The 25,251-nt window shown below is 68.5% G+C and carries 23 protein-coding genes; 9 read left to right on the top strand and 14 right to left on the bottom strand.

The window, feature by feature from the left end; all coding sequences use genetic code 11:
* Positions 1–5: 5 nt before the first annotated feature.
* From SD37_RS31500 to SD37_RS31510, 3 genes are all read right to left on the bottom strand, one after another.
* Complete coding sequence (locus SD37_RS31500; RefSeq protein WP_044855928.1) at positions 6–1,601, bottom strand: carbohydrate-binding protein; 1,596 nt, start codon at positions 1,599–1,601, stop codon at positions 6–8.
* Between the two features lie 165 nt (positions 1,602–1,766).
* On the bottom strand, positions 1,767–2,213 hold the full coding sequence (locus SD37_RS31505) for a nuclear transport factor 2 family protein (protein ID WP_044855927.1): 447 nt from the start codon (positions 2,211–2,213) through the stop codon (positions 1,767–1,769).
* A 2-nt stretch (positions 2,214–2,215) separates the two neighbouring features.
* On the bottom strand, positions 2,216–3,091 hold the full coding sequence (locus SD37_RS31510; RefSeq protein WP_044855926.1) for an LLM class F420-dependent oxidoreductase: 876 nt from the start codon (positions 3,089–3,091) through the stop codon (positions 2,216–2,218).
* 129 nt (positions 3,092–3,220) lie between these two features.
* Between SD37_RS31510 and SD37_RS31515 the strand changes: the two genes are divergently transcribed.
* Complete coding sequence (locus SD37_RS31515; RefSeq protein ID WP_044855925.1) at positions 3,221–3,994, top strand: hypothetical protein; 774 nt, start codon at positions 3,221–3,223, stop codon at positions 3,992–3,994.
* 194 nt (positions 3,995–4,188) lie between these two features.
* On the opposite strand, the gene SD37_RS31520 is transcribed toward SD37_RS31515, so the two are convergent.
* Positions 4,189–4,998 carry an Fpg/Nei family DNA glycosylase gene (locus SD37_RS31520; RefSeq protein WP_044855924.1) on the bottom strand — a complete coding sequence of 270 codons (810 nt, stop codon included), beginning with the start codon at positions 4,996–4,998 and terminating at the stop codon, positions 4,189–4,191.
* Position 4,999: 1 nt separating this feature from the next.
* A complete protein-coding gene (locus tag SD37_RS31525) occupies positions 5,000–5,473 on the bottom strand; it encodes a ribose-5-phosphate isomerase (RefSeq protein ID WP_037319502.1) in 474 nt (157 codons plus the stop codon).
* Positions 5,474–5,518: 45 nt separating this feature from the next.
* Between SD37_RS31525 and SD37_RS31530 the strand changes: the two genes are divergently transcribed.
* Together SD37_RS31530 and SD37_RS31535 are read left to right on the top strand one after the other, a co-directional pair.
* Positions 5,519–6,262, top strand: a complete 744-nt coding sequence (locus SD37_RS31530) for a 2-phosphosulfolactate phosphatase (protein ID WP_044855923.1) — start codon at positions 5,519–5,521, stop codon at positions 6,260–6,262.
* A complete protein-coding gene (locus SD37_RS31535) occupies positions 6,259–7,062 on the top strand; it encodes an MBL fold metallo-hydrolase (RefSeq protein WP_044855922.1) in 804 nt (267 codons plus the stop codon). Before SD37_RS31530 ends, SD37_RS31535 begins: the two co-directional genes overlap by 4 nt.
* Before the next feature lie 11 nt (positions 7,063–7,073).
* Here the strand turns inward: SD37_RS31535 and SD37_RS31540 are convergent, their stop codons facing one another.
* Complete coding sequence (locus SD37_RS31540) at positions 7,074–7,694, bottom strand: mycothiol-dependent nitroreductase Rv2466c family protein (RefSeq protein ID WP_044855921.1); 621 nt, start codon at positions 7,692–7,694, stop codon at positions 7,074–7,076.
* A gap of 166 nt (positions 7,695–7,860) precedes the next feature.
* Between SD37_RS31540 and pepN the strand changes: the two genes are divergently transcribed.
* On the top strand, positions 7,861–10,434 hold the full coding sequence (pepN, locus tag SD37_RS31545) for an aminopeptidase N (RefSeq protein ID WP_044855920.1): 2,574 nt from the start codon (positions 7,861–7,863) through the stop codon (positions 10,432–10,434).
* A gap of 102 nt (positions 10,435–10,536) precedes the next feature.
* On the opposite strand, the gene SD37_RS31550 is transcribed toward pepN, so the two are convergent.
* Both SD37_RS31550 and ctaJ read right to left on the bottom strand, forming a co-directional pair.
* Positions 10,537–11,019, bottom strand: a complete 483-nt coding sequence (locus tag SD37_RS31550; RefSeq protein WP_044855919.1) for a DUF5130 family protein — start codon at positions 11,017–11,019, stop codon at positions 10,537–10,539.
* Complete coding sequence (gene ctaJ, locus SD37_RS31555) at positions 11,006–11,269, bottom strand: aa3-type cytochrome oxidase subunit CtaJ (RefSeq protein WP_037319486.1); 264 nt, start codon at positions 11,267–11,269, stop codon at positions 11,006–11,008. Before ctaJ ends, SD37_RS31550 begins: the two co-directional genes overlap by 14 nt.
* A gap of 300 nt (positions 11,270–11,569) precedes the next feature.
* Between ctaJ and SD37_RS31560 the strand changes: the two genes are divergently transcribed.
* Positions 11,570–11,923, top strand: coding sequence for a hypothetical protein (locus SD37_RS31560; protein WP_044855918.1), 354 nt, complete (start codon positions 11,570–11,572; stop codon positions 11,921–11,923).
* Between the two features lie 160 nt (positions 11,924–12,083).
* Here the strand turns inward: SD37_RS31560 and SD37_RS31565 are convergent, their stop codons facing one another.
* Positions 12,084–12,578 (bottom strand): HNH endonuclease, encoded by a 495-nt coding sequence (locus SD37_RS31565; RefSeq protein WP_037319481.1) that lies wholly within the window; start codon positions 12,576–12,578, stop codon positions 12,084–12,086.
* 419 nt (positions 12,579–12,997) lie between these two features.
* Between SD37_RS31565 and SD37_RS31570 the strand changes: the two genes are divergently transcribed.
* From SD37_RS31570 to SD37_RS31580, 3 genes are read left to right on the top strand one after another with little or no spacing between them, the layout of a single operon-like run.
* Positions 12,998–13,975 carry a mechanosensitive ion channel family protein gene (locus SD37_RS31570; protein ID WP_044855917.1) on the top strand — a complete coding sequence of 326 codons (978 nt, stop codon included), beginning with the start codon at positions 12,998–13,000 and terminating at the stop codon, positions 13,973–13,975.
* A gap of 20 nt (positions 13,976–13,995) precedes the next feature.
* Complete coding sequence (locus SD37_RS31575; protein ID WP_037319477.1) at positions 13,996–14,391, top strand: globin; 396 nt, start codon at positions 13,996–13,998, stop codon at positions 14,389–14,391.
* Positions 14,391–15,941: a glycoside hydrolase family 13 protein gene (locus SD37_RS31580; protein WP_044855916.1), complete on the top strand. Its 1,551-nt coding sequence runs from the start codon at positions 14,391–14,393 to the stop codon at positions 15,939–15,941. Before SD37_RS31575 ends, SD37_RS31580 begins: the two co-directional genes overlap by 1 nt.
* A 378-nt stretch (positions 15,942–16,319) precedes the next feature.
* On the opposite strand, the gene SD37_RS31585 is transcribed toward SD37_RS31580, so the two are convergent.
* Positions 16,320–17,771 (bottom strand): LVIVD repeat-containing protein, encoded by a 1,452-nt coding sequence (locus tag SD37_RS31585; protein ID WP_044855915.1) that lies wholly within the window; start codon positions 17,769–17,771, stop codon positions 16,320–16,322.
* Between the two features lie 87 nt (positions 17,772–17,858).
* On the opposite strand from SD37_RS31585, the gene SD37_RS31590 reads away from it, so the two are divergent.
* On the top strand, positions 17,859–18,500 hold the full coding sequence (locus SD37_RS31590; RefSeq protein ID WP_044855914.1) for a DUF305 domain-containing protein: 642 nt from the start codon (positions 17,859–17,861) through the stop codon (positions 18,498–18,500).
* Between the two features lie 31 nt (positions 18,501–18,531).
* Here SD37_RS31590 and SD37_RS31595 read toward each other — a convergent pair whose 3' ends face one another.
* The 4 genes from SD37_RS31595 to SD37_RS31610 form a co-directional block, all read right to left on the bottom strand.
* The gene (locus tag SD37_RS31595; protein WP_044855913.1) at positions 18,532–18,843 is read right to left on the bottom strand and encodes a hypothetical protein; all 312 of its coding nucleotides are present in this window, start codon (positions 18,841–18,843) and stop codon (positions 18,532–18,534) included.
* 63 nt (positions 18,844–18,906) lie between these two features.
* On the bottom strand, positions 18,907–19,542 hold the full coding sequence (locus tag SD37_RS31600; protein WP_044855912.1) for a DUF8010 domain-containing protein: 636 nt from the start codon (positions 19,540–19,542) through the stop codon (positions 18,907–18,909).
* On the bottom strand, positions 19,535–19,954 hold the full coding sequence (locus SD37_RS31605) for an acyl-CoA thioesterase (RefSeq protein ID WP_044855911.1): 420 nt from the start codon (positions 19,952–19,954) through the stop codon (positions 19,535–19,537). The genes SD37_RS31600 and SD37_RS31605 overlap by 8 nt, the downstream gene beginning before the upstream one ends.
* Complete coding sequence (locus SD37_RS31610) at positions 19,954–24,927, bottom strand: NAD-glutamate dehydrogenase (protein WP_044855910.1); 4,974 nt, start codon at positions 24,925–24,927, stop codon at positions 19,954–19,956. The genes SD37_RS31605 and SD37_RS31610 overlap by 1 nt, the downstream gene beginning before the upstream one ends.
* Positions 24,928–25,251 lie beyond the last annotated feature (324 nt).

A 25,251-nucleotide genomic window follows, 5' to 3' on the forward strand; every position in this document is an offset into this window, starting at 1 on the left:
AGAACCTACCCGGTTACGACGTCCAGGTAGTCCAGATTGGCCGGACCGTCGGCCGACGTCGCGGTCAGCCGGATCGTGTTCGTGCCCGCCGTCAGGGTCAGCGCCTGCGTGACCGTGCTCCAGTTCGTCCACGCCCCCGTTCCGGGGAACAGGACGCCGGTGGCCACGACCGTGCCGTTCACCGAGAGGTCGACGGGGCGGCTCGCGGTGGAACCGTTGGCATAGCCGAAGCTCACCCGCACCGGACCACCCGCGGCGTCGACCTTCCACTCGACATGGCTGCCGACGGCGTTGGCACCGTTGACGAATCCGGTCCCGGAGTAGCCCGCGTGGTTCGTGTCGATCGTCCCGCCGCCGGACATCGTGCCCGCCTCGGCCTCGAACCGCGTCACCGGTCCGCCTGCTCGTTTGGAGACGCGGTAGACCACGGTCCCGTGCGCGGGGACGGAAGCGCTGATCGCCCCGGTGGTCGTCCGCGTCACCTTCGACCAAAGGTCCTTCAGCTCGTACGAGGGCGCACCGCCGATGCCGAGCGCCGACGCGGTGGTGGCGATCGTGGCGGTGGAAGTGTTCTCATTGGACAGTGCGACCGCGCGGTCGCCATTGGCCAGCACCTTGTTGTAGACGACCAGACCGCCGTCGGAACTCACGACGGTCGCCTGCTTGCCCAGCGGGTCCTGGTCCAGGGCGATGACGTCGGTGTTCTTGAGGATGGCGAGCGTCTCCGCACCGGCCTTGCGCAGATCCGCGCCGATGAGCAGCGGCGCGGCCATCATCGCCCACAGGCTGAAATGGGTGCGGTACTCGGTGGCGGTCATGCCGCCGTTGCCGACTTCGAGCATGTCCGGGTCGTTCCAGTGGCCGGGGCCGGCGTACCGTGCGAGCACCCGGTTGGCCTTGGCCTTGCCGATCATGCTCGTCCAGTTGTCGGAGATGTCGCCGGTGGTGCGCCACAGGTTCCCGACCGGCTCACCCCAGGTCCACACCTTGGGGTCGGTCCGCCCCCATTCGCAGATCGAATAGACGATCGGGCGGCCGGTCTTCGCGAGCGCGTCACGCATCGCCGTGTACCGTTTCCGCGCGTCGACACCCTGGTTGTTGCAGTTGTCGTATTTCAGGTAGTCGACGCCCCACGAGGCGAACAGATTCGCGTCCTGCTGCTCGTGCCCGAGCCCGCCGGGGAAGCCCGCGGTGTTGCAGGTCTTGGTTCCGGCACTGGTGTAGATGCCGAACTTGAGTCCTTTCGAGTGCACATAGTCGGCGAGTGCCTTGATACCGCCCGGAAAGCGCTTCGGATCCGGTTGCAGGTCCCCTCGCGCGTTGCGGGTGGGCAGCGCCCAGCAGTCGTCGATGTTGACGTAGGTGTAACCGGCGTCCTTCAAGCCCTGCGAGACGAAGATGTCCGCGATGCCCTTGATCATCGCCTCGTCGAACTCCGCGCGGCACTGCGTGGTGTTCCAGTTGTTGAACCCCATCGGCGGGGTTCTGGCGAGGCCGTTTTCCAGCGCCAGCGCGGGTTCGGGGACCGACAGGACCGGGGCCAGTGCGAAGGCCGCGACGGCGAGGGCGGCGCACCGCCGCGCGAAGGTGGATGCCGACATGCTCTCTCCTTGGACGCGCTCGGGGAAGGCATCCGACGAGTACGCGGCGGAGGAGCACTCGTAGAACGAATCTTGAGTAAAGAGTGCTTACGAAGCGGGGTCAAGCCCGGGCGTGCGCGGTTTCCCGGTCACCGTGCACCAGTGTCCCCCGGAAACGAACGGTGATCACTCCTCGACCTTGCGAGCGGTGGCCATCGCGCGTTCGGTTTCCCAGAACGCGCGCATCGACACGATCAGCCCGTCCTCGCGCACCCGGTAGACGAACACGCCGTCGGTGTCGACGCGATAGCCGCCGGGGAGGTCCGTGGTGATCGTCCCGACGTTCGCGACCTCGTCACCGGCCGCGTGGGAGTCGCGGATGGTGAATTGGAAGCGTTCGACGCATCCGATCGTCTTGTCCCAGAAGGCACTGATCCCGTCGTGCCCGTGGTGCCCTTTGCCTTCTTCGTCGAACATCGACCGGCCGACGGGGTCCTCGACGACGGCGTCCCCGGCGAAGAGTTCCAGCCACGCGGTCTTGTCCCCGGCGGTCACGGCGGTCATCGAGCGGTACGCGGCCTGGCGCGCGGGGGGCTGCGTGACGGCCGGATCCCAGCAGACGTCGACACCCATGCTCAGTCTCCGATCTTCGCGATGATCTCGTCGCCGAACTTCTTGATGGAATCGAGCTTCGGGCCGACTTCGGCGTCGAAGCCGAGACCGTCGAACACCCACGGCATGGTGATGATGTCGGTGACGCCGATGTCGCCCTGCTCGCGGTAGCCGTCGAGGCCGAACTTGTCGATGCAGACGGCCTGATACTCGAACGGGACGTCGGCGCGGCCCTGTTCGGCCAGCAGGGCGCGCAGCCGGGTGATGGTGTCGCGCAGGTCGTCGAACTTCATCATCGCCGAGGACCAGCCGTCCCCCACGCGGGCGGCCCGGCGCAGCGCGACCTCGGTGTGGCCGCCGATGTAGAACGGCACCCGCGACGGCGGCGTCGGGCTCATCCGGAGCTTGTCGAAGTCGAAGAACTCGCCGTGGAACTCGACCATCCCGCCGTCGAGGATCAGCCGCAGGACGTCGATCGCCTCGTCCACGCGTTTGCCGCGCCTCTCGTACGGCGCGCCGCACCAGCGGAACTCCTCCGGCGACCAGCCGACGCCGAGCCCGAGCCCGAACCGGCCGCCGGTCAGCGCCGCGACCGAGTTGACCTGACGCGCCAGCAGGACCGGGTTGCGGGAGCCGAGTTTGAGCACGGAGGTGTAGAACGTGAGCCGTTCGGTGACCGCGCCCATCGAGGCGGCCGCGATCAGCGGATCTGCCCAGGGCGTCTCCTCGGTCCAGAAGCGACTGCCGTCGGGCGTGTACGGATAGTCGGCCGAGACGGTTTCGGAATAGAACAGGGAATCCGGGAGCGCGATCGAGGAGAACCCCGCCTCTTCGGCGGCGCGGGCGAGCTCGCCCAGCTGATCGAGCGGATTCATCGCGATCGACAGGGTGAACTTCATGGAGCCGAACTATAACGTGTTCTAGTTTCCCCCGCCAGTGCCCGCGGTGACCGGGAGCACTGGCGGGAACCCCCGGCGCACCGGCCGCGTTGTCCGGGCAAAGGGCCGAACGATTCCTGGAGTGAACCCATGGGCACCGCGATCTTCCTGATCGTGCTCCTCGCCGTCGTGGTCGGCGGCGGCATCTACTTCGCGAAATCCCAGGCGGCGGCCAAGAAGCGCCAGCTGGACGACGCGAAGGCGGACGCACGGCGCCTCGTCGAGCGACTCGGCGGTCAGGTCATGAACATCACCGGCACGGACACCGCCTCCCAGCAGGCGATGGCCGACGCGTCCGAACGCTTCACCGCGGCGGGCTCCCAGATGGAGCAGGCGCAGACCGTCGAACAGGCTCGTCTGGTGCGTGAGACCGCCATCGAGGGCCTCTACTACGTCCGCGCGGCCCGCATCGCGATGGGCATGGACCCCGGTCCGGAGTTGCCCGGCAGCGAAGAGCGCGACCGGGCCGGCAAGGTCACCGAGTACCGCTCGGTCGACGTCGAGGGCGAGCACTACGAGGCTTCGCCGGACCCGAGCCAGCGGACGCCGCACTACTACCCCGGTGGGCGCGTGGCGGGCCGTCCGGTGCCGCAGGGCTGGTACAGCGAGCCGTGGTGGAAGCCCGCGCTCGTCGCCGGTGCCTGGGGTCTCGGTTCGATGCTGCTGTTCAGCGCGATGTTCTCCGGCATGGCGGGCGTCGCGAGCGCGTCGGCCTGGGAGTCGGGATACGACGCGGGCCAGGAGGACGCGGCCGCGGACGCGGGCGGCGACGCCGGTGGTGGTGACATGGGCGGGGACGCCGGCGGCTTCGACGGTGGCGGTTTTGACGGCGGGGGCTTCGACGGCGGCGGGTTCGACTTCTAGCCCGCTTCGGTCTTTTCAAGCGCTATGAAAGGTCCTTTCCTTGCAAAATTTGCGAGGAAAGGACCTTTCATAGCGTTCGGGACCCAGGGCCGCGGTGATTCGTCGGTGCAGCCGGTCGTGAGTGTTGAGTGTCGTTCTAACGACACTTACCACTCACGAGACCACGTGGCATCCGGGACCGAGGTGCGCGGCCGTCAGGCGGGCTGGCAGGTGGGGCACCAGAAGAGGTTCCGCGCGGCCAGGTCGCTGCGCAGCACCGCCGTCCCGCAGACGAGACACGGCAGCCCTTCGCGGCGGTAGACGTAGACCTCGCCCCCGTGCCGGTCCTGCCGCGGCGCGCGGCCGGTGACCTCGGGCAGATGCTCCGGCGCGACCGTGTCGATCCGCCCCACCCGGACACCGTGCCGCATGAGCGTCACGAGATCCGCCCACAGGTCGTCCCACAGCCCGCGATCGAGCGCGCGACCCGGGACGAGCGGGGCGACACCGTGCCGGAACAGCACCTCGGCGCGATACACGTTGCCGACACCCGCCAGCACCGACTGGTCCATCAGCAGCGCCGCGATGGACGTCTTGGATCGCGAGATCCGCTCCCACGCCTTGTCCGGTTTCGCGTCCCGGCGCAGCGGATCCGGGCCCAGCCGGGCCTTGATCGCGTCGACCTGGGGCGTGTCGAGCAGTTCGCACCGGGTCGGGCCGCGCAGGTCTGCGGAATGCGTCGGACCGACCAGCCGCATCCGCACCTGTCCCACCGGCTCCGAAACCGGCAAGGCGTCGTCGGAGAACGTGCCGTAGAGGCCGAGGTGGACGTGCACCGTCCCGTGTGGACCGTAGTCGTGGAACAGGTGCTTCCCGTACGCCTCGGCCTTCACCAGCACCCGGCCGTCCAAACGGGACGCTTCGGTGGCGAACCGTCCCTGCGGGCTGCTCACTGCGACCGGGTGACCGGCGAAACGGCGTTTGTGCAGACGTGCCAGGCGATGGAGCGTGTGCCCCTCGGGCATGTCAGTGCTCGGGCAGCGGCGGCGGCCAGCCGGTGTTCTCGTAGTCGAGGATCTGCTGGACCCGGCGTCCGTGCCGCTCGTCCGGGCTCGGCGGGGTCGCGAGGAACGCGTCGACGATCTCGGTCGCTTCCTCGGCCGTGTGCATCCGCGCGCCGACGCCGATCAGCTGGGCGTGGTTGTGCTCGCGGGTGAGCTTCGCGGTCTCGACGCTCCACGCGAGGCCGGCGCGGGCGCCCTTCACCTTGTTGGCCGCGATCTGCTCGCCGTTGCCGGATCCGCCGACGACGATGCCGAGGCTGCCCTCGTCGGCGACGACCCGGCGGGCCGCCTCGATGCAGAAGGCCGGGTAGTCGTCGGCCGCGTCGTAGACGAAGGGACCGACGTCCTCGACGTCGTGACCCTGCTCCTTGAGGTGGGCCACGAGGTGGTTCTTCAGTTCGAAACCGGCATGGTCAGAGCCAAGGTAAACACGCACAGCGCGGAGTCTGCCATCACCGCGCGTCTCGGGCATGCTCTGGGGGTGGACATCTGGGGGCAGCACGAATCCGACATCAGACTCGAATGGGGACCCGAGGGCATCGAAGCGCTCAAGGCCGGCTGCGCCGTTCTGATCGTCGTCGACGTGCTTTCCTTCTGCACCACAACGGATCTCGTCCTCGGCAACGGCGGCCGTGTCCTGCCCGTCCGCTGGCGCGATCGTCGCGGCGAGGAAGAAGCGAAAGCCGCCGGAGCCATCCTCGCGGGTGAAGGCGAATGGTCCCTGCGACCTTCGTCTGTGACGGAAATCCCTTCCGGCACCCTCCTCGCCCTCCCCTCCCCCAACGGCGCCACGCTCTGCGACGCCGCGGCCACTACCGGGGCCCACGTGTTGGCAGGCTGCCTGCGCAACGCCTCCGCCGTCGCCGCACGCGCGGCCGGACTCGCGGACGGCCGCCCGATCGGCGTCGTCCCGGCCGGGGAACGCTGGGGCATCGACATACTCGGCGCCGAAGGCACGTTCGGGCCGCTGCGGCCCTGCGTGGAAGACCAACTCGGCGCCGGCGCGATCGTCGCCGCGCTAAGCCATTACGGCCGCATGTCCGCCGAAGCCCGCCTCGCGGCCATCGCGGCCGAAGCGACCGACATCCCCGAAGCGCTGGCAGAGTGTTCCTCAGGGCGGGAGCTGGCCGCGGCCGGGCACGCGAACGACGTGACGCTCGCCGCACGGCTCGATACGAGCAGCACGGTTCCGATGCTGCGCAAGGGAATTCTGGAGGACTCGTGACTTGGCTCGAACTCGCGGACGGTGTGTACGCCCGCCGCTACGAGGAGCTGGACCTGACCGTCGGCCTGGTCGTCGGCGGTGAGCGCTGCCTGGTCGTCGACGTCCGCGGCGACGTCGAGCAGGGCGCCGAACTCGCCGCGGCGGTACGGGAGATCACCCCGCTGCCGTGGTCGGTCGTCTACACCCACGCGCATTTCGACCACGCCTTCGGCACGACGGCGTTCCTGCCGTGCGACGTCTGGGCGCACGAAGCGTGCCTGACCGAGCTGACCACGTACGGCGAGGGTGCCCGTGAAAAGTGGATCGCGCACTACCTCGAAGAGAACCGGCCCGAAATGGCGAAGGCGCTGGAACACACCGAAATCACCATGCCGGACCGGCTGGTCACCGATACCGCCGAGATCGACCTGGGCGGTCGCGAGGTCGTGCTGCGGTTCCTCGGCCACGCCCACACCGACCACGACCTGTTCGTGCACGTGCCCGACGCCGGGGTCCTCTACGCGGGCGACGCCGTCGAGAACGCCGAAGCAGGCTTCAGCGCGTTCTCCTTCAACGACGGCAGCTCGCTGCCCGGTTGGACGGCCGTGATGGACGCGATCCTCACGCTGGAACCGAAGATCATCGTCGCCGGGCACGGAGACCCGGTCGACACCGCGTTCATCGCGAAGCACCGCGATGGGTTGCGCGAACTCGTCGCGCTCAAAACGCGGATCGAGGCAGGGGACCTCACGACGGACGAAGCCGTCGCGACGTCCCCCTACCCCGACGATGTCACCAGGGCGGCCCTGGAGACCCCCTAGCTTTCGACGATTCAGTCGAAGTTCAGGTCCCCGGTCCGGGTGCGCTTCAGCTCGAAGAAGTCCGGGTAGCTCGCCAGCGCGCGGGCGCCGTCGAAGATCTTGACGGCGTCCTCGCCGCGCGGGATCGAGCTGAGCACCGGGCCGAAGAAGGCGACGCCGTCGATGTGGATGGTCGGGGTGCCGACGTCCATTCCGACCGGATTCATACCTTCGTAGTGACTCTTCTTGAGCGCCTCGTCGTACTCGGTCGACTCCGCGGCCTCGGCAAGTTCGGCCGGGGCGCCGATGGCCTCGAGGGTCTCCTTGATGACCTGCGGGATGTCCTTGTTGCCCTGGTTGTGGTGGCGCGTGCCGAACTCCGTGTAGAAGTCGCGCAGGGCCTCCTCGCCGTTCTTCTGCGCCAGCGCGGTCGCGACACGGACGGGGCCCCAGCCCTGGCTCAACAGCTCCTTGTACTGCTCAGGCAGGTCCTCACGGCCGCTGTTGAGTTCGGACAGGCTCATGATCCTGAAGCTCAGGTCGAGCGAACGCTGCTTCTCCACTTCGAGGATCCAGCGCGAGCTGATCCAGGCGAAGGGACAGATCGGATCGAAGTAGAAGTCGACCTTGGTCGTCTCGGACGGGGCGGTCATCAAGTTCTCCCAATGCCATCGTCTGGTGGAGCGGGTGCCTACGGAGTGCTACACAGCGAGCCAACATCGCGGCCGTCGGTGTTGTTCCCGTCGTCAGCACCGGGCCCGACATGATTGGATGCCTGTAGTTGGAAACCAAAACCGATACCGATGACCAGAGGTGCCAGTGCCCGCCCCCAACCTGACCCGAGACCAAGCCAAGCTGCGCGCGGACCTGCTCGATGTCGAGTCCTACGACATCGAGCTGGACCTGACCGACGGCCGCGGCGGTCCCGGTGAGAAGACCTTCACGTCGAAGACGACGATCAAGTTCGCCAGCGCCAGAAGCGGCGAGGCGTCGTGGGTCGACATCGTCGCCGAGGGGATCGAGTCGGCCGTCCTCAACGGGACGGAGCTCGACGTCAGCGGGTACGTCGAGGACAAGGGCATCGAGCTGCCCGGCCTCGCGGGGTCGAACGAACTCGTCGTGGACGCGGTCTGCCGGTACATGAACACCGGCGAAGGCCTGCACCGGTTCGTCGACCCGGTCGACGACGGCGTCTACCTCTACACGCAGTTCGAGACCGCCGACGCGAAGCGCATGTTCGCCTGCTTCGACCAGCCCGACCTCAAGTCGGTCTACCGGCTCACCGTGCTCGCGCCGAAGGACTGGAAGGTCATTTCGAACGCGCTGGTCGAGTCGGCCGAAGAGACCCCGGAAGGTGCCGTCCGCACCGTCTTCGCCGTGTCCGAGCGGATTTCGACCTATCTGGTCGCGCTGATCGCGGGCCCGTACAGCGAGTGGCGCGACGAGTACTCCGACTCCCACCGCACGATCCCGCTCGGCATCTACTGCCGCGCGTCGCTCGCCGAGCATATGGACGCGGACCGGCTCTTCACCGAGACCAAGCAGGGTTTCGCCTTCTACCACGAGAAGTTCGCCACCCCGTACCCGTTCTCCAAGTACGACCAGCTGTTCGTGCCGGAGTTCAACGCGGGCGCGATGGAGAACGCCGGCGCGGTCACCTTCCTGGAGGACTACGTCTTCCGCAGCCGTGTCACGCGCTACGCCTACGAGCGCCGCGCCGAGACGCTGCTGCACGAGATGGCGCACATGTGGTTCGGCGACCTGGTCACCATGCGCTGGTGGGACGACCTGTGGCTGAACGAGTCGTTCGCGACCTTCGCCAGCGTGCTCGCGCAGGCCGAGGCGACCGAGTACAAGAACGCGTGGACCAGCTTCGCGAACATCGAGAAGTCGTGGGCGTACCGGCAGGACCAGCTGCCCTCGACGCATCCGATCGCCGCGGACATCGTCGACCTGCACGCGGTCGAGGTGAACTTCGACGGCATCACCTACGCCAAGGGCGCGAGCGTGCTCAAGCAGCTCGTCGCCTACGTCGGGCTCGACCACTTCCTCGAAGGCCTGAAGGTCTACTTCGGCAAGCACGCCTGGGGCAACGCGACCCTGGCGGACCTGCTGGGCGCGCTGGAAAAGGCCTCCGGACGGGATCTGTCGTGGTGGAGCGCGCAGTGGCTGGAGACCACCGGTCTCAACTCGCTGAGCCCGCGCTACGAGGTCGGCGCCGACGGCACGTACACGGCGTTCGCCGTCACGCAGACCGGCGCCAAGCCGGGTGCCGGTGAGCTGCGGACGCACCGCGTCGCGGTCGGCGTCTACGACGAGGACGGCGACGGCAAGATCGTCCGCAAGCACCGCGTCGAACTCGACGTCGACGGCGAACGCACCGAGGTGCCGGATCTGGTCGGGCTCCCGGCGGGCAAGCTCGTGCTGGTCAACGACGACGACCTGACCTACTGCACGATGCGGCTCGACCCGACGTCGCTGACGACGCTGATCGACCGCATCGCCGACATCACCGACCCGCTGCCCCGCACACTGTGCTGGTCGGCGGCGTGGGAGATGACGCGTGAGGCCGAACTCAAGGCGCGCGACTTCGTGACGCTGGTCCAGCGTGGCGTGCACACCGAGACCGAGGTCGGCGTGGTGCAGCGGCTGCTGCTGCAGGCGCAGACGGCGCTGAACTCGTACGCGAACAAGGCCTGGGCGGCGGACAAGGGCTGGCCGGAGTTCTCCGGACGGCTGCTGGAGCTGGCGCAGAGCGCGGAGGCCGGTTCGGACCACCAGCTCGCCTTCGTGAACTCGCTGTCGCACTCTGTGCTCGACGACAAGACGCTGCGGATCATCGCGGGCTGGCTCGACGGGACGGCGCCGCTGGAGGGCCTGACCGTCGACACCGACCTGCGCTGGCGGCTGCTGCAGGCGCTGGTCGCGCACGGCAAGGCGGAGCACCCCGAGATCGACGCGGAACTCGCCAAGGACGACACCGCCGCCGGACGGCGCCAGGCGGAGCGCTCGCGGGCGCTGCGGCCGACCGACGAGGCGAAGGCCGACGCGTGGCAGCGGGCGGTGTACGACGACGAGCTGCCCAACGCGGTCAGCGACTCGCTGATCACCGGGTTCTCCCACCCCGGCCAGAAGCACCTGCTCGGTGACTACGTGACGCGCTACTTCGACGTCATCGACGAGGTGTGGCAGCGGCGCTCCAGCGAGCGGGCGCAGCCGACCGTGGTCGGGCTGTACCCGTCGTGGGCGGTCGAGCCGTCGACCGTGGAGGCGTCGGACGCGTGGCTGGCCGGGGAGCACCCGGCGGCGCTGCGCCGTCTCGTTTCCGAAGGCCGGGCCGGGATCGTGCGGGCGCTGGCCGCCCGTGAGTTCGACTCGCAGGCCGACGCCTAGGCCGGTGAGGCGATCAGTCCAGTAACGCAATGAAAGGTCCTTTCCTCGCAAATTTTGCGAGGAAAGGACCTTTCATTGCATTCGGAAGTGCTGAAGCGAGCGTCAGTGCTGGGGCGAGCCCGCCTGGTCGCTGAGCATCCGCAGGGCGTTCACGAGGCCGCCGACGAGGTCGCCTTCCTTGAAGGAGGCCACCATGCTGGCCACGGCGAGCTTCGCGCCGCGGTCGGGCAGGCGGTACCGGGCCTGCGAGCCCGTCACGATCTCGATGACGCGCTGGCCGGGCGACACGGCGACGACCACGGAGTCGGCCGGGTTGTCGGTCGAGTTCAGCAGGCCCTCGGCGGCCGCGCGGCTGTCGTCGCCGAGCTCACCGAGATACACACTGAAGTCGAGGCCCGTCTCGCGGCTGGCCAGCGTCAGCGCCTCGTCCAGCCGGGCAAGCTGCTGGGTCGAGAATGGGCTGATCGGCCCAGCCGGTTCGTACATCTTGGCGGCGGAAATCCGGCCGCTGGAGGTAACGACGGCGCCGTAACCGGGCTCTTCGTCAACAGTTGCGGACGCGTGGGTCAGTTCACCAGTTGCCACGAGCGCCTCCCGTCACCGAAGCTCCATCCGTCGCACCGACGGCGGTCGCGCCGCCCACGTTCGCGTGCGAATGCCTGGCGCCGACACCGTCGGGGTTGGCGCTCCACCACATGGCCGGGTACTCCCACGGCTGCCCCGGCCGGTACCGGGCGACGCCCGCGCCCTTCGACCGCAGCGTGGCCACCCCGCAAAGCGCGTAGATGACCAAGGGGATCACCGCGAAGACCAGGATCGTCTCGACAAGGTTCACGCGCGTGAGCGTATCCGACCCGGGTCCGGAACGCCGTGCCGCACCCGGTCGCGTGACGTGGTCCGCGCCACCGACCGCTCGCCGTCCGGAGGGGGCCGTCCGCCGCTTGCCGCGAAAGCGCTCCCACGTTGGGCCGAAGCCCGCAAGGCCGAAAGGTTGCAACTCAACGTACGGGCGGCCGCACCCGGCGCTGTCGTCTTGTCGCCGCCTTGAAATCCTCGTAGCTTTTTCACCTGTACGGGCCTTGCGCCCAGCTCCCCCACCCCAGCAGGTAACGCACCGGTCGCAGGAGGATATGTCATGCAGAGCACCCAGACACCCGGCCAGGCGATCATCGACGACATTTCGTCACTCTTCGAAACTGAATTCGTCCCCGGTACGCGTGTGACGGCGGGCACACGGGTTACTCGCGGTACTCGTGTCACTCGCGGTACCCGCGTCACCGCCGGCACCCGCGTCACGCGTGGCACCCGGGTGACCCGGGGCACCCGCGTCACCGCCGGCACTCGTGTCACCCGTGGCACGCGCGTCACGCGCGGCACTCGCGTGACGGCCGGAACCCGCGTCACCTGCGGCACTCGTGTCACCCGCGGCACGCGCGTCACCCGGGGCACCCGCGTCACCTGCCAGAACGACTTCTCGCTGGCCGCCTGAGCCCGGGCGTTACCGGCTGGACGGCGAGTGACACGGCAGTAGGGGATTGCGTACTGGTAGCGGTACCGAGCAGCACCACGGCATCATCGGCCCGCCCCGGCCGCCGAAAGGCAGCCGGGGCGCCGACGTGCTTGCGGGAAACCCGGCTTTCAGAGCCCCGTCAGGCCGCGGTTCCCAGGTACGGCCGCCACAACGGGTCGGCCTCCTTGGAATGGGCGAGCAGCCGCCAGTGCGGGCCGTGCGGGGCCCTCGGCACGACGCGCAGGCGCCAGCCGATCTCGGACAGCAGTTTGTCCGCCTTCCGATGGTTGCACTTGGCGCAACACGCCACGCAGTTCGTCCAGCTGTGGGGACCACCACGGCTGCGCGGGACGACGTGGTCGATCGTCTCGGCCCGCCCCCCGCAGTAGGCGCAGCGGTACCGGTCGCGGTGCATCAGCCCGGCCCGGGTCAGCGGCACCTGCGCGCGGTAGGGCACGCGCACGTAGGTGCTCAGCCGGATCACCGAGGGCACGGGCAGCGAGACCGTGGCGGCGTGCAGTTCGAGCCCTCCGGGGTCGCCGTGCACCACCTCGGCCTTGCCGCACATCACCAGGACCACCGCGCGCCGCAGCGGCAGCGCCGTGAGCGGCTCGAACGTGGCGTTCAACAGCAATACCCGCCTGCGGCCCCACGAAGTCGTCGTGGGTACCGCCGAAGTCGACGGGTCCCGCCCTCTACGCTGTCCGGGCGGGCGGGCAACACCCCCTGGCCGCGTTCCCGGCCCGCCGAGTGGAGCCCCGTGCGAGGGGGCACCTCCCGGATGAGCGCGCAACACGACCTCCGGCGCCTGTCCGGCCAAGGCTTGGCTCGGGACGCCGAGGGGGATGGGTTGTCGGTCTGGCACTCGACCACCTCCACCGGTGCAGGCATAGTCGACCACAGATCAGCCCCAAAGTGCACGTGTGTTACAAGACGTGTCACATGCGCGCGACCCCGCGTCCACATGAAGTTGGGTGTTTCGAATCCGCGGGGCTCCTACCGCGCCAGCAGCGCGAACGGTCCCCGCCGAGCTGGAAAGGACATTTCTTCTCCGTGAACCTGCTGCCCACCGAACCTCCGGCCTGCGTCAAGGACGCCAGCACCTTCTGCGGCCAGGTGTTCCAGGTCACACACAACGAATGGCTCTCCGCGTCGGCTGGCTGGCTGCTGACGAAGCCGATCAAGATCCTGCTGATCATGGCCATGGCGTTCCTGCTGCGGTACTTGATCCGGCGCCTGATCAACCGCGTGACGCGGATGCCGAGCGGCTCCAAGAAACTGCCTGCCCTGTTGAGACCGCTGCGGGAGAAGGCCCCCGAAGTGCTCGGGTCGGCCGTCATGGAACGACGTCGTCAGCGCGCCGCCACGATCGGCTCGGTGCTCAAGTCGATGGCGACGTTCTTCATTTACGGCCTCGCGTTCATCCTCGTGCTGGGCGAACTGGGCATCGACCTGGCGCCGATCATCGCCTCCGCGGGCATCGTCGGTGTCGCGCTCGGTTTCGGCGCGCAGAACTTGGTCAAGGACTTCCTCTCGGGCATCTTCATGATGATCGAGGACCAATACGGCGTCGGTGACGTCGTCGACGTCGGTGAGGCGTCCGGCACCGTCGAGGCCGTCGGCCTCCGGATCACCACCCTGCGTGACATCAACGGCACCGTCTGGTACGTCCGCAACGGCGAGGTGCTGCGGGTCGGCAACTCGAGCCAGGGCTTCGCGGTGGCCGTCGTCGACGTCCCCCTCAGCTACTCCGTCGACGTCGAAAAGGCCACCGAGCTGATGGCCGAGAAGTCGAAGACCCTCCTGGAGAACGAGGCGCTGGCACCCAACGTGCTGGAGCCGCCCGAGATGCTCGGCGTGGAGTCCGTGACGCCGGAAGGCATCAAGGTCCGGCTGACGGTGAAGGTCCGGCCCGGCAAGCAGTGGGCCGTGCAGCGCGCGCTGCGGGCGCACCTGCTCGCCGCGCTCGACGAGGCGGGCTTCGAACCACCTCTGGGGCGCTTTATGTCCACCGGCCCCGCCCCCCAGTGAGACAAGGGCAGAATGGAAGTGTGTCCGTGAGCGAACCAGACCCCACGACCTTGTACGAGGCGATCGGCGGTGAACCGGTGTTCACCCGGATCGTCGCGCGGTTCTACGCCGAAGTGGCGGTCGACGAGGTGCTTCGCCCGCTGTACCCCGAGGAGGACCTCGGCCCGGCCGAGGAGCGGTTCCGGCTGTTCCTCATGCAGTACTGGGGCGGCCCGCACACCTACTCGGATCAGCGCGGCCACCCGCGGCTGCGGATGCGGCACGCGCCGTTCAAGATCGGCCCGATCGAACGCGACGCCTGGCTGCGCTGCATCAAGATCGCCGTCGACGAGGAGAACATCGAGGAGCCCTACCGCTCGCAGCTGTGGGCGTATCTCGAAATGGCCGCCCACAGCATGATGAACAGCTTCGTGTGATGGCAGGGGGCGCGGCTTGGTGGGACCAGGCGGTCTTCTACCAGGTCTACGTGCGCTCGTTCGCCGATTCCGACGGGGACGGCGTCGGTGACCTCGAAGGCATCCGCGGCAAGCTCGGCTATCTGGAGCTGCTCGGGGTCGACGCGCTGTGGCTGACGCCGTTCTACCGCTCCCCCATGGCCGACCACGGGTACGACATCGCAGACCCGCGCGACGTCGACCCGATGTTCGGCACCCTCGGCGACTTCGACGTCCTGCTGACCGAGGCGCACAAACGCGGCATCAAGGTCACCGTCGACGTCGTCCCCAACCACACCAGCAACACCCACGCCTGGTTCAAATCGGCGATGGCGGCGCCGCCGGGCAGCCCGGAACGGGATCGCTACATCTTCCGTGACGGGCTCGGCCCGCGCGGCGACCAGCCGCCGAACAACTGGCTCAGCGCGTTCGGCGGCCCGGCGTGGACCCGGGTCCCGGACGGCCAGTGGTACCTGCACCTGTTCTCGCCGCAGCAACCCGACCTGAACTGGACCAACCACGAGGTCGCCGCCGATCTGGAGCGGACCCTGCGCTTCTGGCTGGACCACGGGGTGGACGGCTTCCGCGTCGACGTCGCGCACGGCATGGCGAAACCGCCGGGCCTGCCGGACATGGACCCGAGGGTGAACCCGCTCGCGCCGAGCGAGTTCTACGATCCGCGGTTCGACAACGACGGGGTCCACGAGATCCACCAGCTGATCCGCAAGGTCCTCGACGAGTACCCGGGCACCATGGCCGTCGGCGAGATCTGGGTGACCGACGAGGAACGCCTCGCCCGGTATCTGCGGCCGGACGAACTGCATCTGGCGTTCAACTTCCGGCTCGTCCTCACGCATTTCGACGCGGACGCGCTGCGGACGGCCATCGAGCGGTCCCTGGCGGTGCCGAAGTCCGCCGGGGCGTCGGCCACCTGGACGTTGAGCAACCACGACGTCTGGCGGCAGGTCAGCCGGTACGGCGGGGGCGAACGGGGCGTGCGGCGGGCACGGGCGATGGCGCTCGTCGAACTCGCGCTGCCCGGGACGATCTACCTGTACAACGGCGAAGAACTGGGCCTCGGCAACGTCGACCTCCCGCCCGAGGCACTCGCCGACCCGCGCGCCAAGACCTCCGGCGCCGAATTCGGCCGGGACGCGGCGCGGGTGCCGCTGCCGTGGGAAGGCGACCGTCCGCCGTTCGGTTTCTCGCGCAATCCGCGCACCTGGCTGCCGATGCCCGCTTCGTGGGCGTCGGTGACCGTGGAAGCCCAGTTGGAGGATCCCGCGTCGACGCTTTCGCTGTACCGGCGGGCGATCGAGCTCCGGAAGTCGCACCAGGCCTTCCGCGGTGACGACCTCGAATGGTACGGCGCCCCGGCAGGCTGTTTCGCGTTCCGGCGCCGCGGCGGGCTGATCTGCGCGCTGAACACGTCGGCGAGCCCGATCGCGCTGCCGCCGGGTGAGGTGCTGCTCTCCAGCGTGCCGCTGGTGAACGGGAAACTGCCGCCGGACGCGGCCGCCTGGCTCGTCTGAGCGTCGCCGGGCTGAAGGGCGCTTTCAGGCCCCCACCACCCGACGCGAGGTTGCGCCCTTCGGCAAGGCGGACAGGCCTTGATCAGGTCGCGAGGGGAGCGGGTCGTGCGGGCAACGGCTCTGACCGGCGACGTGGCATGCGCGAGCGTGGAGGATTGAGGACATTGAACGTCCCTGATCCTCCACGCTTGGGCGTGTGCTGTCGCAAGAAGTCGACTACTTGCGAGGTCAGACCTGGTCGTGAGTGTTGAGTGTCGTTCTAACGACACTCAACACTCACGACCCCACCTCTGAACCCCAAGGGCGGGAAAGGCGCCATGAAAGGTCCTTTCCTTGCAAAATTTGCAAGGAAAGGACCTTTCATGGCGCGCTAGGAGATCAGTTGTTGAAGCCCGGGTGCAGCTTGTACTGCGTCTGGGCGTTGAACTGGTTCTGCCGGACGAGCTTCGCCGGGAAGGTCCGCCAGTCGTTCAGTTCCAGGACGTCCAGGCCCTTCACGATGTCGGACGAGAAGATGTGGCCGTTGTACCAGTACGCCGACCACGTGCCACCGCCGACGAGCTTCTCGTTCGAGAGCGGGCCCCGCTCCCAGTACGCGATCTCCTTCGGCTTCGCCGAGTCGGTGAAGTCCCACACCGAGACGCCGCCCTGGTACCAGGACTGGACCATGATGTCCTTGCCCGGCACCGGGATGAGCGAACCGTTGTGCGCCACGCAGTTCTCGGTCTCGGACTGGAGACGCGGGATCTTGTAGTAGCTGCGGAACTCCAGCTTGCGGTTGTCGCCGCGGCCGGTGATCTCGTAGATGCCGTTGGCACCGCGGGTGGAGCCGAACTTCTCCAGGCAGGTCGCCATGCCACCGCCGCCGAGTTCGTCGGTGAAGACGATCTTGTTGGCTTCGTTGTTGAAGGTGGCGCTGTGCCAGAACGCGAAGTTCACGTTGTCCTGCACACGGCTGAGGACCCGCGGCTTGAGGCGGTCGGAGATGTCGAACAGGACGCCGTCACCCATGCAGGCACCGGCCATCAGGTCCTTCTCCGGGAGCGCCGTCAGGTCGTGGCAGCCGGTGGTCGCCGAGCGGCGGGTGCCGTCGGGGTTGTCGCCGCCGACGTTGCCGCCGTCCGGGAACAGCACCGGGGTCGCGACGAGCGCGGCCTTCGCCGGGTCCTTGACCGGGACCTTGACGATGGAGATCTTGTCGTGCGGCGGCTGGCAGTCGGGCAGGTTGGCCGCCGGCGCGTACGACGAGACGTACACGTAGACGTTCTTGCCGTCCTTGTCCGGCACCATCGTGTTGGTGTGCGAACCGCAGTCGGTCTCGATCGCCGCGACGTACTTCGGCGCCGCGAGGTTCGAGATGTCGAAGATCTTGATGCCTTCCCACGCCGTCTTGTCCGACGCGGGCTTCGAGACACTCGAGCACGAGTTGTCGCTGCGCGAGGAGTCCGTCGACAGGAAGAGCAGGTCACCGGAGATCGACACGTCGTTCTGTCCACCGGGGCAGAGGACCTGGCTGACGATCTTCGGACGGTACGGGTTGCGGACGTCGAAGACGTTGAAGCCGTCGTACGTGCCGATGATCGCGTGTCCCTTGGTGAACGCGATGTCCGTTCCGGTCGAGTCCTTCGTGAACGGTCCCTGCTGCGGGACGTTCGCGATCGACCGGAGGTTCGGGCTGTGGACGATCTCGTCCACACCCGGGATCGTGGTCGCCGACGGCTCGGCGATGACGGCCGGCGCGGCGAACGCGCTGGAGGCCCCGAGGGCGGCGACTGCGGCCGCCGACACGAAGACCCTGGTCAAGCGGCGTTTCAGCCCAGGCTGCAGCACGATATGGCTCTCCTTCCACCCAGCTTTACGCGCACCTTATTCCTTATTTAGGCTCAGCAGATACCGACCAATGGAGGATCTCCCGGGATGAAAAAGAGTTTGACAGCGACGCTCTGCGTCGCCGCGTTCCTCGTCTCGGGCTGCACCGGCGACGAAGCCCCCGCCGCGCCCGCGTCCAGCGCCCCGCTGATCGTCCCCGGGAAGCCGGGTGAGCAGGCGGGCACCAGCGCCCCCGGTCCGGTGAACCGCGATCAGCCCAACGACGCGGACGTCGAGTACATCACCATGATGATCCCCCATCACGAGCAGGCGAAGGTGATGACCGACCTGGTGCCGGGCAAGACGGCGAACGAGCAGATCCGGGCGATCGCCGGCCGGATCTCGGTCGCCCAGGACGGCGAGATCACGATGATGAAGACGTGGCTCGCCGACCGGGGCAAGCCGGTGCCGGGCCAGGGGCACGACGGGCACGGGGGTCACCACGACCACACGCTCATGCCGGGGATGGCGACGGAGGCCCAGCTGGCTGATCTGCGCGCGGCCTCCGGCACGGCGTTCGAGAAGCTGTTCCTCGACCTGATGATCGCGCATCATCAGGGCGCGCTCACCATGGCCGAAGCCCAGCTCGGCAAGGGCGTGGAGATCAAGGCGCAGGAGATGGCGCAGGAGGTCATCACCGGCCAGTCCGCCGAGATCGAACGCATGAAGACCATGCGCGCGAAACTCTGACCCCCCACTCCCCGCCCCTTTTCCCGGGGGGTCAGGCGTCGCCGGAGGAGCCCATGTCGCCGAAGCCGGAGTCCGAGCCGGAGTCGCCGGAGTCGTCGAGGGTGCCCGAGACGATCCAGGTGGCCAGTGCCGCGGCCTGGACATAGGGCGCCGCCTTCGCCGCGGCCCGTCCGGCCGATTTGGCCCGGCCCCACTTCTCCGGGCGTTCGGCGCGTTCCGGCGCCTGCTCACCCGGCGGCCGCTCGGTCCGCCAGGGGGTCTCCTCCGGCCGGACCTCGGCGAGGAAGTCCGCGGTCGGGTCCTCCCCGTCCTTGGCGGTGTCACCAGGGTCCCTGTCACTCATGGGGACAGCCTGACACCGCGGGCGGCCGGAAGCCACCCGCGGTGCGCAGCGGTAAGAACCCCGTCAGAACAGCAGGGGCAGGAGCGCGTGACGGCGCTTGAGGACGGCGCCGTAGCGGGCGTCGATACGCATCCACGACTCCGTCGCGGTCACGCGGACGACGTCGTCGGCGATCGACGAGTCCAGGAACCCCATCCCGGACAACGCGAACAGGCACCGCATCTGGACCTTGATCTCCAGTTCACCGCCGGTGACGGTGAGCACCGCCTGGTCCATCAGCGACGCGGGCGGGTTGCCGTGCGGGCCGACGTTGTCGCGGGCGAGCGCCACCCCGCGATCGGCCAGCTCCGAGATCACCGTCGCCGGGAGTTCGTCCACCAGCTGCCAGCGCCCCGGGGCGGGCAGCTCCGAATGCCACATCAGATCCCGGGCCGGGCCCGGATCCATGCGCTCGCCACCGGCGACGGTCAGCGCGGCGAGCAACTCGTTCCCGGACACCGTGATGTCGGAAGGCGTGATGTCGCCCGCGACGGCCCTGGTGGCGAGGACGTCGAACGGGGTCGCGCTCCACGCCTCCACGACGCCGTCACCGCGCTGACGCAGCCGCACCAGCGTGTTCTGGTCGAGCCGGACCGCCCTGGCCACGAACGCGCCGAGCGTTTCGCGGTCGCCCGCGTCCGGGATGAAGAGCTCAGGCATCCGCGAACCCCTTCTCCAGGAAGGCGCGTTCGTCCTCGGTCAGCCGCCGCGGCCGCTCCGACGCCGTGTCGAACGGCGCGAGCACGGTCTCCGCGGTGACCGCGACCTTGTCGGCCTCGGCCGGCCCGTTGTGCACCTTGTAGCCGAGGGTGAAGCTGGCGTGCTTCAAGTCCTTCAACGAGATCTCCACCCGGATGTCCTGGTCGGACACCACGATCGGCGAACGGTAATGGACGGCCAGCTTCACCACCACGATGCCCTTGGGCAGTTCGGTGAGCCCGGCCCGGACGGCGTCCCCGAACAGCAGCGGGATCCGGGCTTCTTCGAGCAGGGTCACCAGGTTCGCGTGGTTGACATGCCCGTAGACATCCATATCCGACCAGCGCGGCCGGATCAGGGAAATGTAGCTCACTACCTCACCGTGCTCCGGATCTGCCTCGCCGCGACCGACAGCGTCGCCAGGTCGAGCTTGCCGAACTGGCTGATCTCGTCCAGCGCGACGCGGGCCCGCTGCAGCCGCGAGGCGTTCGTCTTCTCCCAGTGGGCGATCTTCTCATCCGGATCGGTACCGGAATCGCTGTGCCGCAAGGCGTCCAGCGTGATCGTCCGCAGGGAACCGTACACGTCGTCCCGCAGGGCCAGCCGCGCGAGCGCGTGCCAGCGGTTGCCGCGTTCGAGACCGCTGATCGACGTCAGCATCTTGTCGATGCCGAGGTGATCGGAGAGCGCGTAGTAGAGGCCCGCGGTCTCCGCCGGCGTGTGCACCGCGTCGATGCCGGCCTGCTGTTCGGCCATCTCCGCAACGTCGGTGATGTCGAGGAGGCCGAAGGTGTGCAGCAGGAGCGCCACGCGCTGGGCCAGCTCCGCCGGGACGCCCTTGTCGATCAGCCGCTCGGTGTTCGCGTCGACCGACGCGCACTCGACGCCGCGGAGCAGCTCGTGCGCCCGCGGGGCCAGTTCGCCGACGACCCGGCCGAACCGGTTGATCTCGGCGAGCGGGGCCAGCGGCTGCGGCCGGTTGGTGAGGAACCAGCGGGCGGCCCGGTCGAGCAGCCTGCGGGTCTCCAGCATCATCTCGTCCGCGACCTCGGTGGGCACGACGTTGTCCAGCGCGTCGATCTGGGCCCACAGCGAGGGCAGGTCGTACACGTGGGTGACCACGGCGTACGCGCGGACGGCGTCGGTCGCGGTCGCGTTCATCTCTTCCATCAGCCGGAAGACGTAAGAGATCCCGGCACCGTCGACGACCTCGTTGGCCACCATCGTGGTGATGATCTCGCGCTTCAGGGGGTGCTGGAAGATCGCTTCACCGAACTGCTCGCGAAGCGGCTTCGGGAAGTACTCGGGCAGACGGCGCGAGAACACCTCGGAGTCCGGCAGCTCGCTCGCCAGCAACTCGTCCTTGAGGTCGAGCTTGACGTGCGCGAGCAGTGTCGCCAGCTCCGGCGACGTCAGGCCGTGGCCGGCCTTCTCCAGCGCGCGGAACTCCGCCGAACTCGGCAGGGCTTCGAGCTTGCGGTCGAAGGCGCCCTTCGCGACCAGCGCCGCGACTAGCCGCTGGTGCACCGAGACCATCGGCCCGGCGTGGGCCCGGCTGACGCCGAGCACGGCGTTCTGTCGGTAGTTGTCGGCCAGCACCAGCTCGCCGACCTCGTCGGTCATCTGCTCCAGCAGCTCGTTGCGCTGCTCCGCGCCCAGCGATCCGGTCGAGACCAGGTGGTCCAGCAGGATCTTGATGTTGACCTCGTGGTCGGAGCAGTCGACGCCCGCGGAGTTGTCGAGCGCGTCGGTGTTGATCTTGCCGCCCGCGCGGGAGAACTCGATCCGGCCCAGCTGGGTCAGGCCCAGGTTCCCGCCCTCGCCGACGACCTTGACGCGAAGCTGGTTCCCGTTGACGCGCAAGGCGTCGTTGGCCTTGTCGCCCGCGTCGGCGTGGGTCTCGGTCTCGGCCTTGACGTAGGTGCCGATGCCGCCGTTCCACAGCAACTCGACCGGCGCGAGCAGGATCGCCTGCATGAGGTCGTTCGGCGCCAGCTTCGTGACGTCCTCGCCGAGGCCGAGCGCCTCGCGGACCTGCGGGCTGATCGGGATCGTCTTCGCCGACCGCGAATAGATGCCGCCGCCCTCGCTGATCAGCGAGCGGTCGTAGTCCTCCCACGACGAACGCGGCAGGTCGAACAGCCTGCGGCGCTCGGCGAACGAGGTCGCCGAGTCGGGGTTCGGGTCGAGGAAGATGTGCAGGTGGTTGAAGGCGGCCACCAGCCGGATGTGCTCCGAGAGCAGCATCCCGTTTCCGAAGACGTCGCCCATCATGTCGCCGATGCCGACGACGGTGAAGTCCTCGGTCTGGGTGTCCTTGCCCAGCTCGCGGAAGTGGCGTTTGACGCTCTCCCAGGCACCCTTCGCGGTGATGCCCATGGCCTTGTGGTCGTAGCCGACCGAGCCGCCGGAGGCGAACGCGTCGCCCAGCCAGAACCCGTAGTTCGCCGAGACCTCGTTCGCGATGTCGGAGAACTTCGCGGTGCCCTTGTCCGCCGCGACCACGAGGTAGCTGTCGTCACCGTCGTGGCGGACCACGTTCGGCGCCGGGACGGTCTTGCCCTCGACACGGTTGTCGGTGATGTCCAGCAGCCCGGAGATGAACATCCGGTAGCAGGCGATGCCCTCGTTGGTCTGGGCGTCGCGGTCCAGGCCGGGGTCACCGGTCGGCGACGGCGGCCGCTTCACGACGAAGCCGCCCTTCGCGCCGACAGGCACGATGACGGCGTTCTTGACCGCCTGCGCCTTGACCAGGCCGAGGATCTCGGTGCGGAAGTCCTCCCGGCGGTCGGACCAGCGCAGACCACCGCGGGCGACGTCGCCGAAGCGCAGGTGCACACCCTCGACCCGGGGCGAGTACACGAAGATCTCGTACTTCGGCCGCGGCTCGGGCAGTTCCGGCACCGCGCTCGGGTCGAGCTTGAGCGCCAGGTACTGCCGGGGCTTCCCGTCCTCGTCGGTGACGTGGTAGTTCGTGCGCAGCGTGGCGAGGATGACCGCCATCAGCCGCCGCAGGATCCGGTCCTCGTCGAGGCTGGTCACCTCGTCGACCAGCTTGCCGATCTCGGCGGTGAGCTGTTCGGCCTGCGAAGCGCGGGCCTCGTCGCCGATCGAGAGGTCGAACCGGGTCTCGAACAACCGCACCAGCGCGGTGGCGATGTCGGTGTGCGCGAGGACGGTGTTCTCGATGTACTCCTGCGAGAACGGGATCTTCGTCTGGCGCAGGTACCGCGAGTAGGCCCGCAGGATGGCCGCCTGGCGCCAGGTGAGCCCGGCGCGCAGGACGAGTCCGTTGAAACCGTCGACCTCGCAGTCGCCGCGCCAGGCGGCGTGGAAGGCGTCCTGGAAGCGGACACGCAGGTCCAGGTCGGCGTGGTCGAGGACCTGCGGGTCGATCCGCAGGCCGAAGTCGTAGATCCACGAGCGGCCACCGTCCTCGCGGCGCAGTTCGTAGGGCCGCTCGTCGACGACCTCCACGCCCATCCGCTGCAGGACCGGCAGCACCTGCGAAAGGGTGACGCCCTCGCCGCGCAGGTACAGCTTGAAGCGCCGCTCCCCCGCCTCGGCGTCGGCGGGCAGGTAGAACGACATCGACAGGTCGCCCTCGTCGGTCAGCGACTCCAGGGCGCGGAGGTCCGCGAGCGCTTCGAGCGCGGTGAAGTCCTCCTTGTAGCCCTCGGGGAACACCGCGGCGAACCGCTGCCCCTGCTCGCCGGCGGACTCCTCGCCCAGCAGGCCGATCGCGACGCCACTGTCCCCGGCGCGCTCGCGGCGCTCGGCGAGGATCGCCTCGACCATCCGGTCGTCCCAGCTGCGGACGGCTTCGTTGAGCCGTTCCTGGATGCGCAGGGTGTCCGGCTCGGACCGCTGCGAGGGATCGGTGTGCACGATGAAGTGCACCTGCGCGAGGACGGTCTCCCCGATGCGCGCGCTGTACTCCAGTTGCGTGCCTTCGAGTTCTTCGAGCAGGACCTCCTGCATCGCGAGCCGCGAACGGGTCGTGTAGCGGTCGCGCGGGAGGTACACGAGGCAGGAGTAGAAGCGGCCGTACGGGTCGCGGCGCAGGAACAGCCGCAGCCGGCGGCGATCCGACAACGTGATCGCGCCGGTCGTCGTGGAGTACAGCGAATCGGTGTCGGCCGAGAACAGGTCCGCGCGCGGCCAGTTCTGCAGCACTTCGAGCATCCGCTGACCGGAGAAGGACTCCATCGGGAAGCCCGCGCGGTGGATGACCTCACGAACCCTGTTGCACACCACGGGGATGTCCAGCACGTTCTCGTGCAGCGCCGTGGTGGTGAACATGCCGAGGAAGCGGTGTTCGCCGGTGACTTTTCCGTTGTCGTCGAACGTTTTCACGCCGACGTAGTACGGATAGACCGGGCGGTGCACCGTGGACGGCGCGCTCGCCTGGGTCAGCACCAGCAGCGTCGGCGCGAGCGCGGACACCGCCGTGTCGGGCCCGGCGGTGAGGCTGCGCGCGGCGAGGCTGTCCTGGCGCAGCACGCCCAGCCCGGTCGCGAGCACCGCGCGCAAGGCGGGCTCGTCGCTCTCGGGGTGCGGATTGTCGATCAGCTCGTAGCGGCGGTAACCGAGGAAGGTGAAGTGGCCGTCGGCGAGCCAGCGCAACAACCGGGCACCTTCGGCGACCTCGTGCTCGGAAAGTCGCGGCGGGTTCTCGTCCAGCTCGTCGGCGAGACGGCGCGCGGTCTCCGCCATCTTGTCGGTGTCCTCGACGACCTCGCGCACGTCGCCCAGCACCGACGAGAGCCGGTTGTCCAGCTCACGGGCGCGGTTCGGATCCGTCACCAGATCGATCTCGATGTACATCCACGACTCGGCGGCCGAGTTCGACGGCGGTTCGGCCGGGTCGGCGTCCGGGTGGACCGCCAGCAGCTCACCGGTCAGATCCCGGCTGACCACCACGATCGGGTGCACGATGCGCTGCACCTGCACGCCGTCACGGGCGAACTCGGCCGCGACGGAATCCACGAGATAGGGCATGTCGTCCGTGACGACCTGCACGACGGTGGCTTCCCGCGTCCAGCCGTCTTCGGGACCGGTGGGGTTCAGCAGGCGCACCGCGGGACGGCCGGGCATCCGGTCCTTCGCCAGCTGGAGATGCGAGCGGACGGCGCCGACGAGGTCGACCGGGTCGTCACCGAGAATCTCTTCGGCCGGGATGTGCCGGTAGTACAGGCGGATCAGGTCGCCGATCTCCGGGGCGTACGCCGCGGCGGCGTCGATCAGGTCGTCCCGGATCTGCTCCGGGTTCACCGACCGGCGCCGGGCGCCGTCTTCGGTGCCGACATCTTTTCCGGGCGGGGACGAGACTCCCGTCGAGCTCATTTGAGGCAACTCTCCACTGTGCGAGATTGACACCGCGACCGGCACGACATTGTCCCGGCCCAGACCCCAACCTACAGCTCCGGACTGACGCCCCCACAAGGCCGGGTCATTCCCGTCCGTCGAAGATTTCCCTGCTCAGATAGCGGAATCGCCGTGATCGGTTCAGCTACCGGCCGGTCACATAGGCGGTCTGTCCGGACCTTCGCGCACCCCGCCGCACCGGGGGTGACCAGCGCCCATTCCCGTTCAGAGGGATGACGGCGAGCCTCACCCGGTCGACTGAATCGTTCCAGTCCGCCGCCGCTCCGACCGAGGTGGAGCAAG

It is taken from the genome of Amycolatopsis orientalis (assembly GCF_000943515.2).
Lineage (GTDB): Bacteria > Actinomycetota > Actinomycetes > Mycobacteriales > Pseudonocardiaceae > Amycolatopsis > Amycolatopsis orientalis.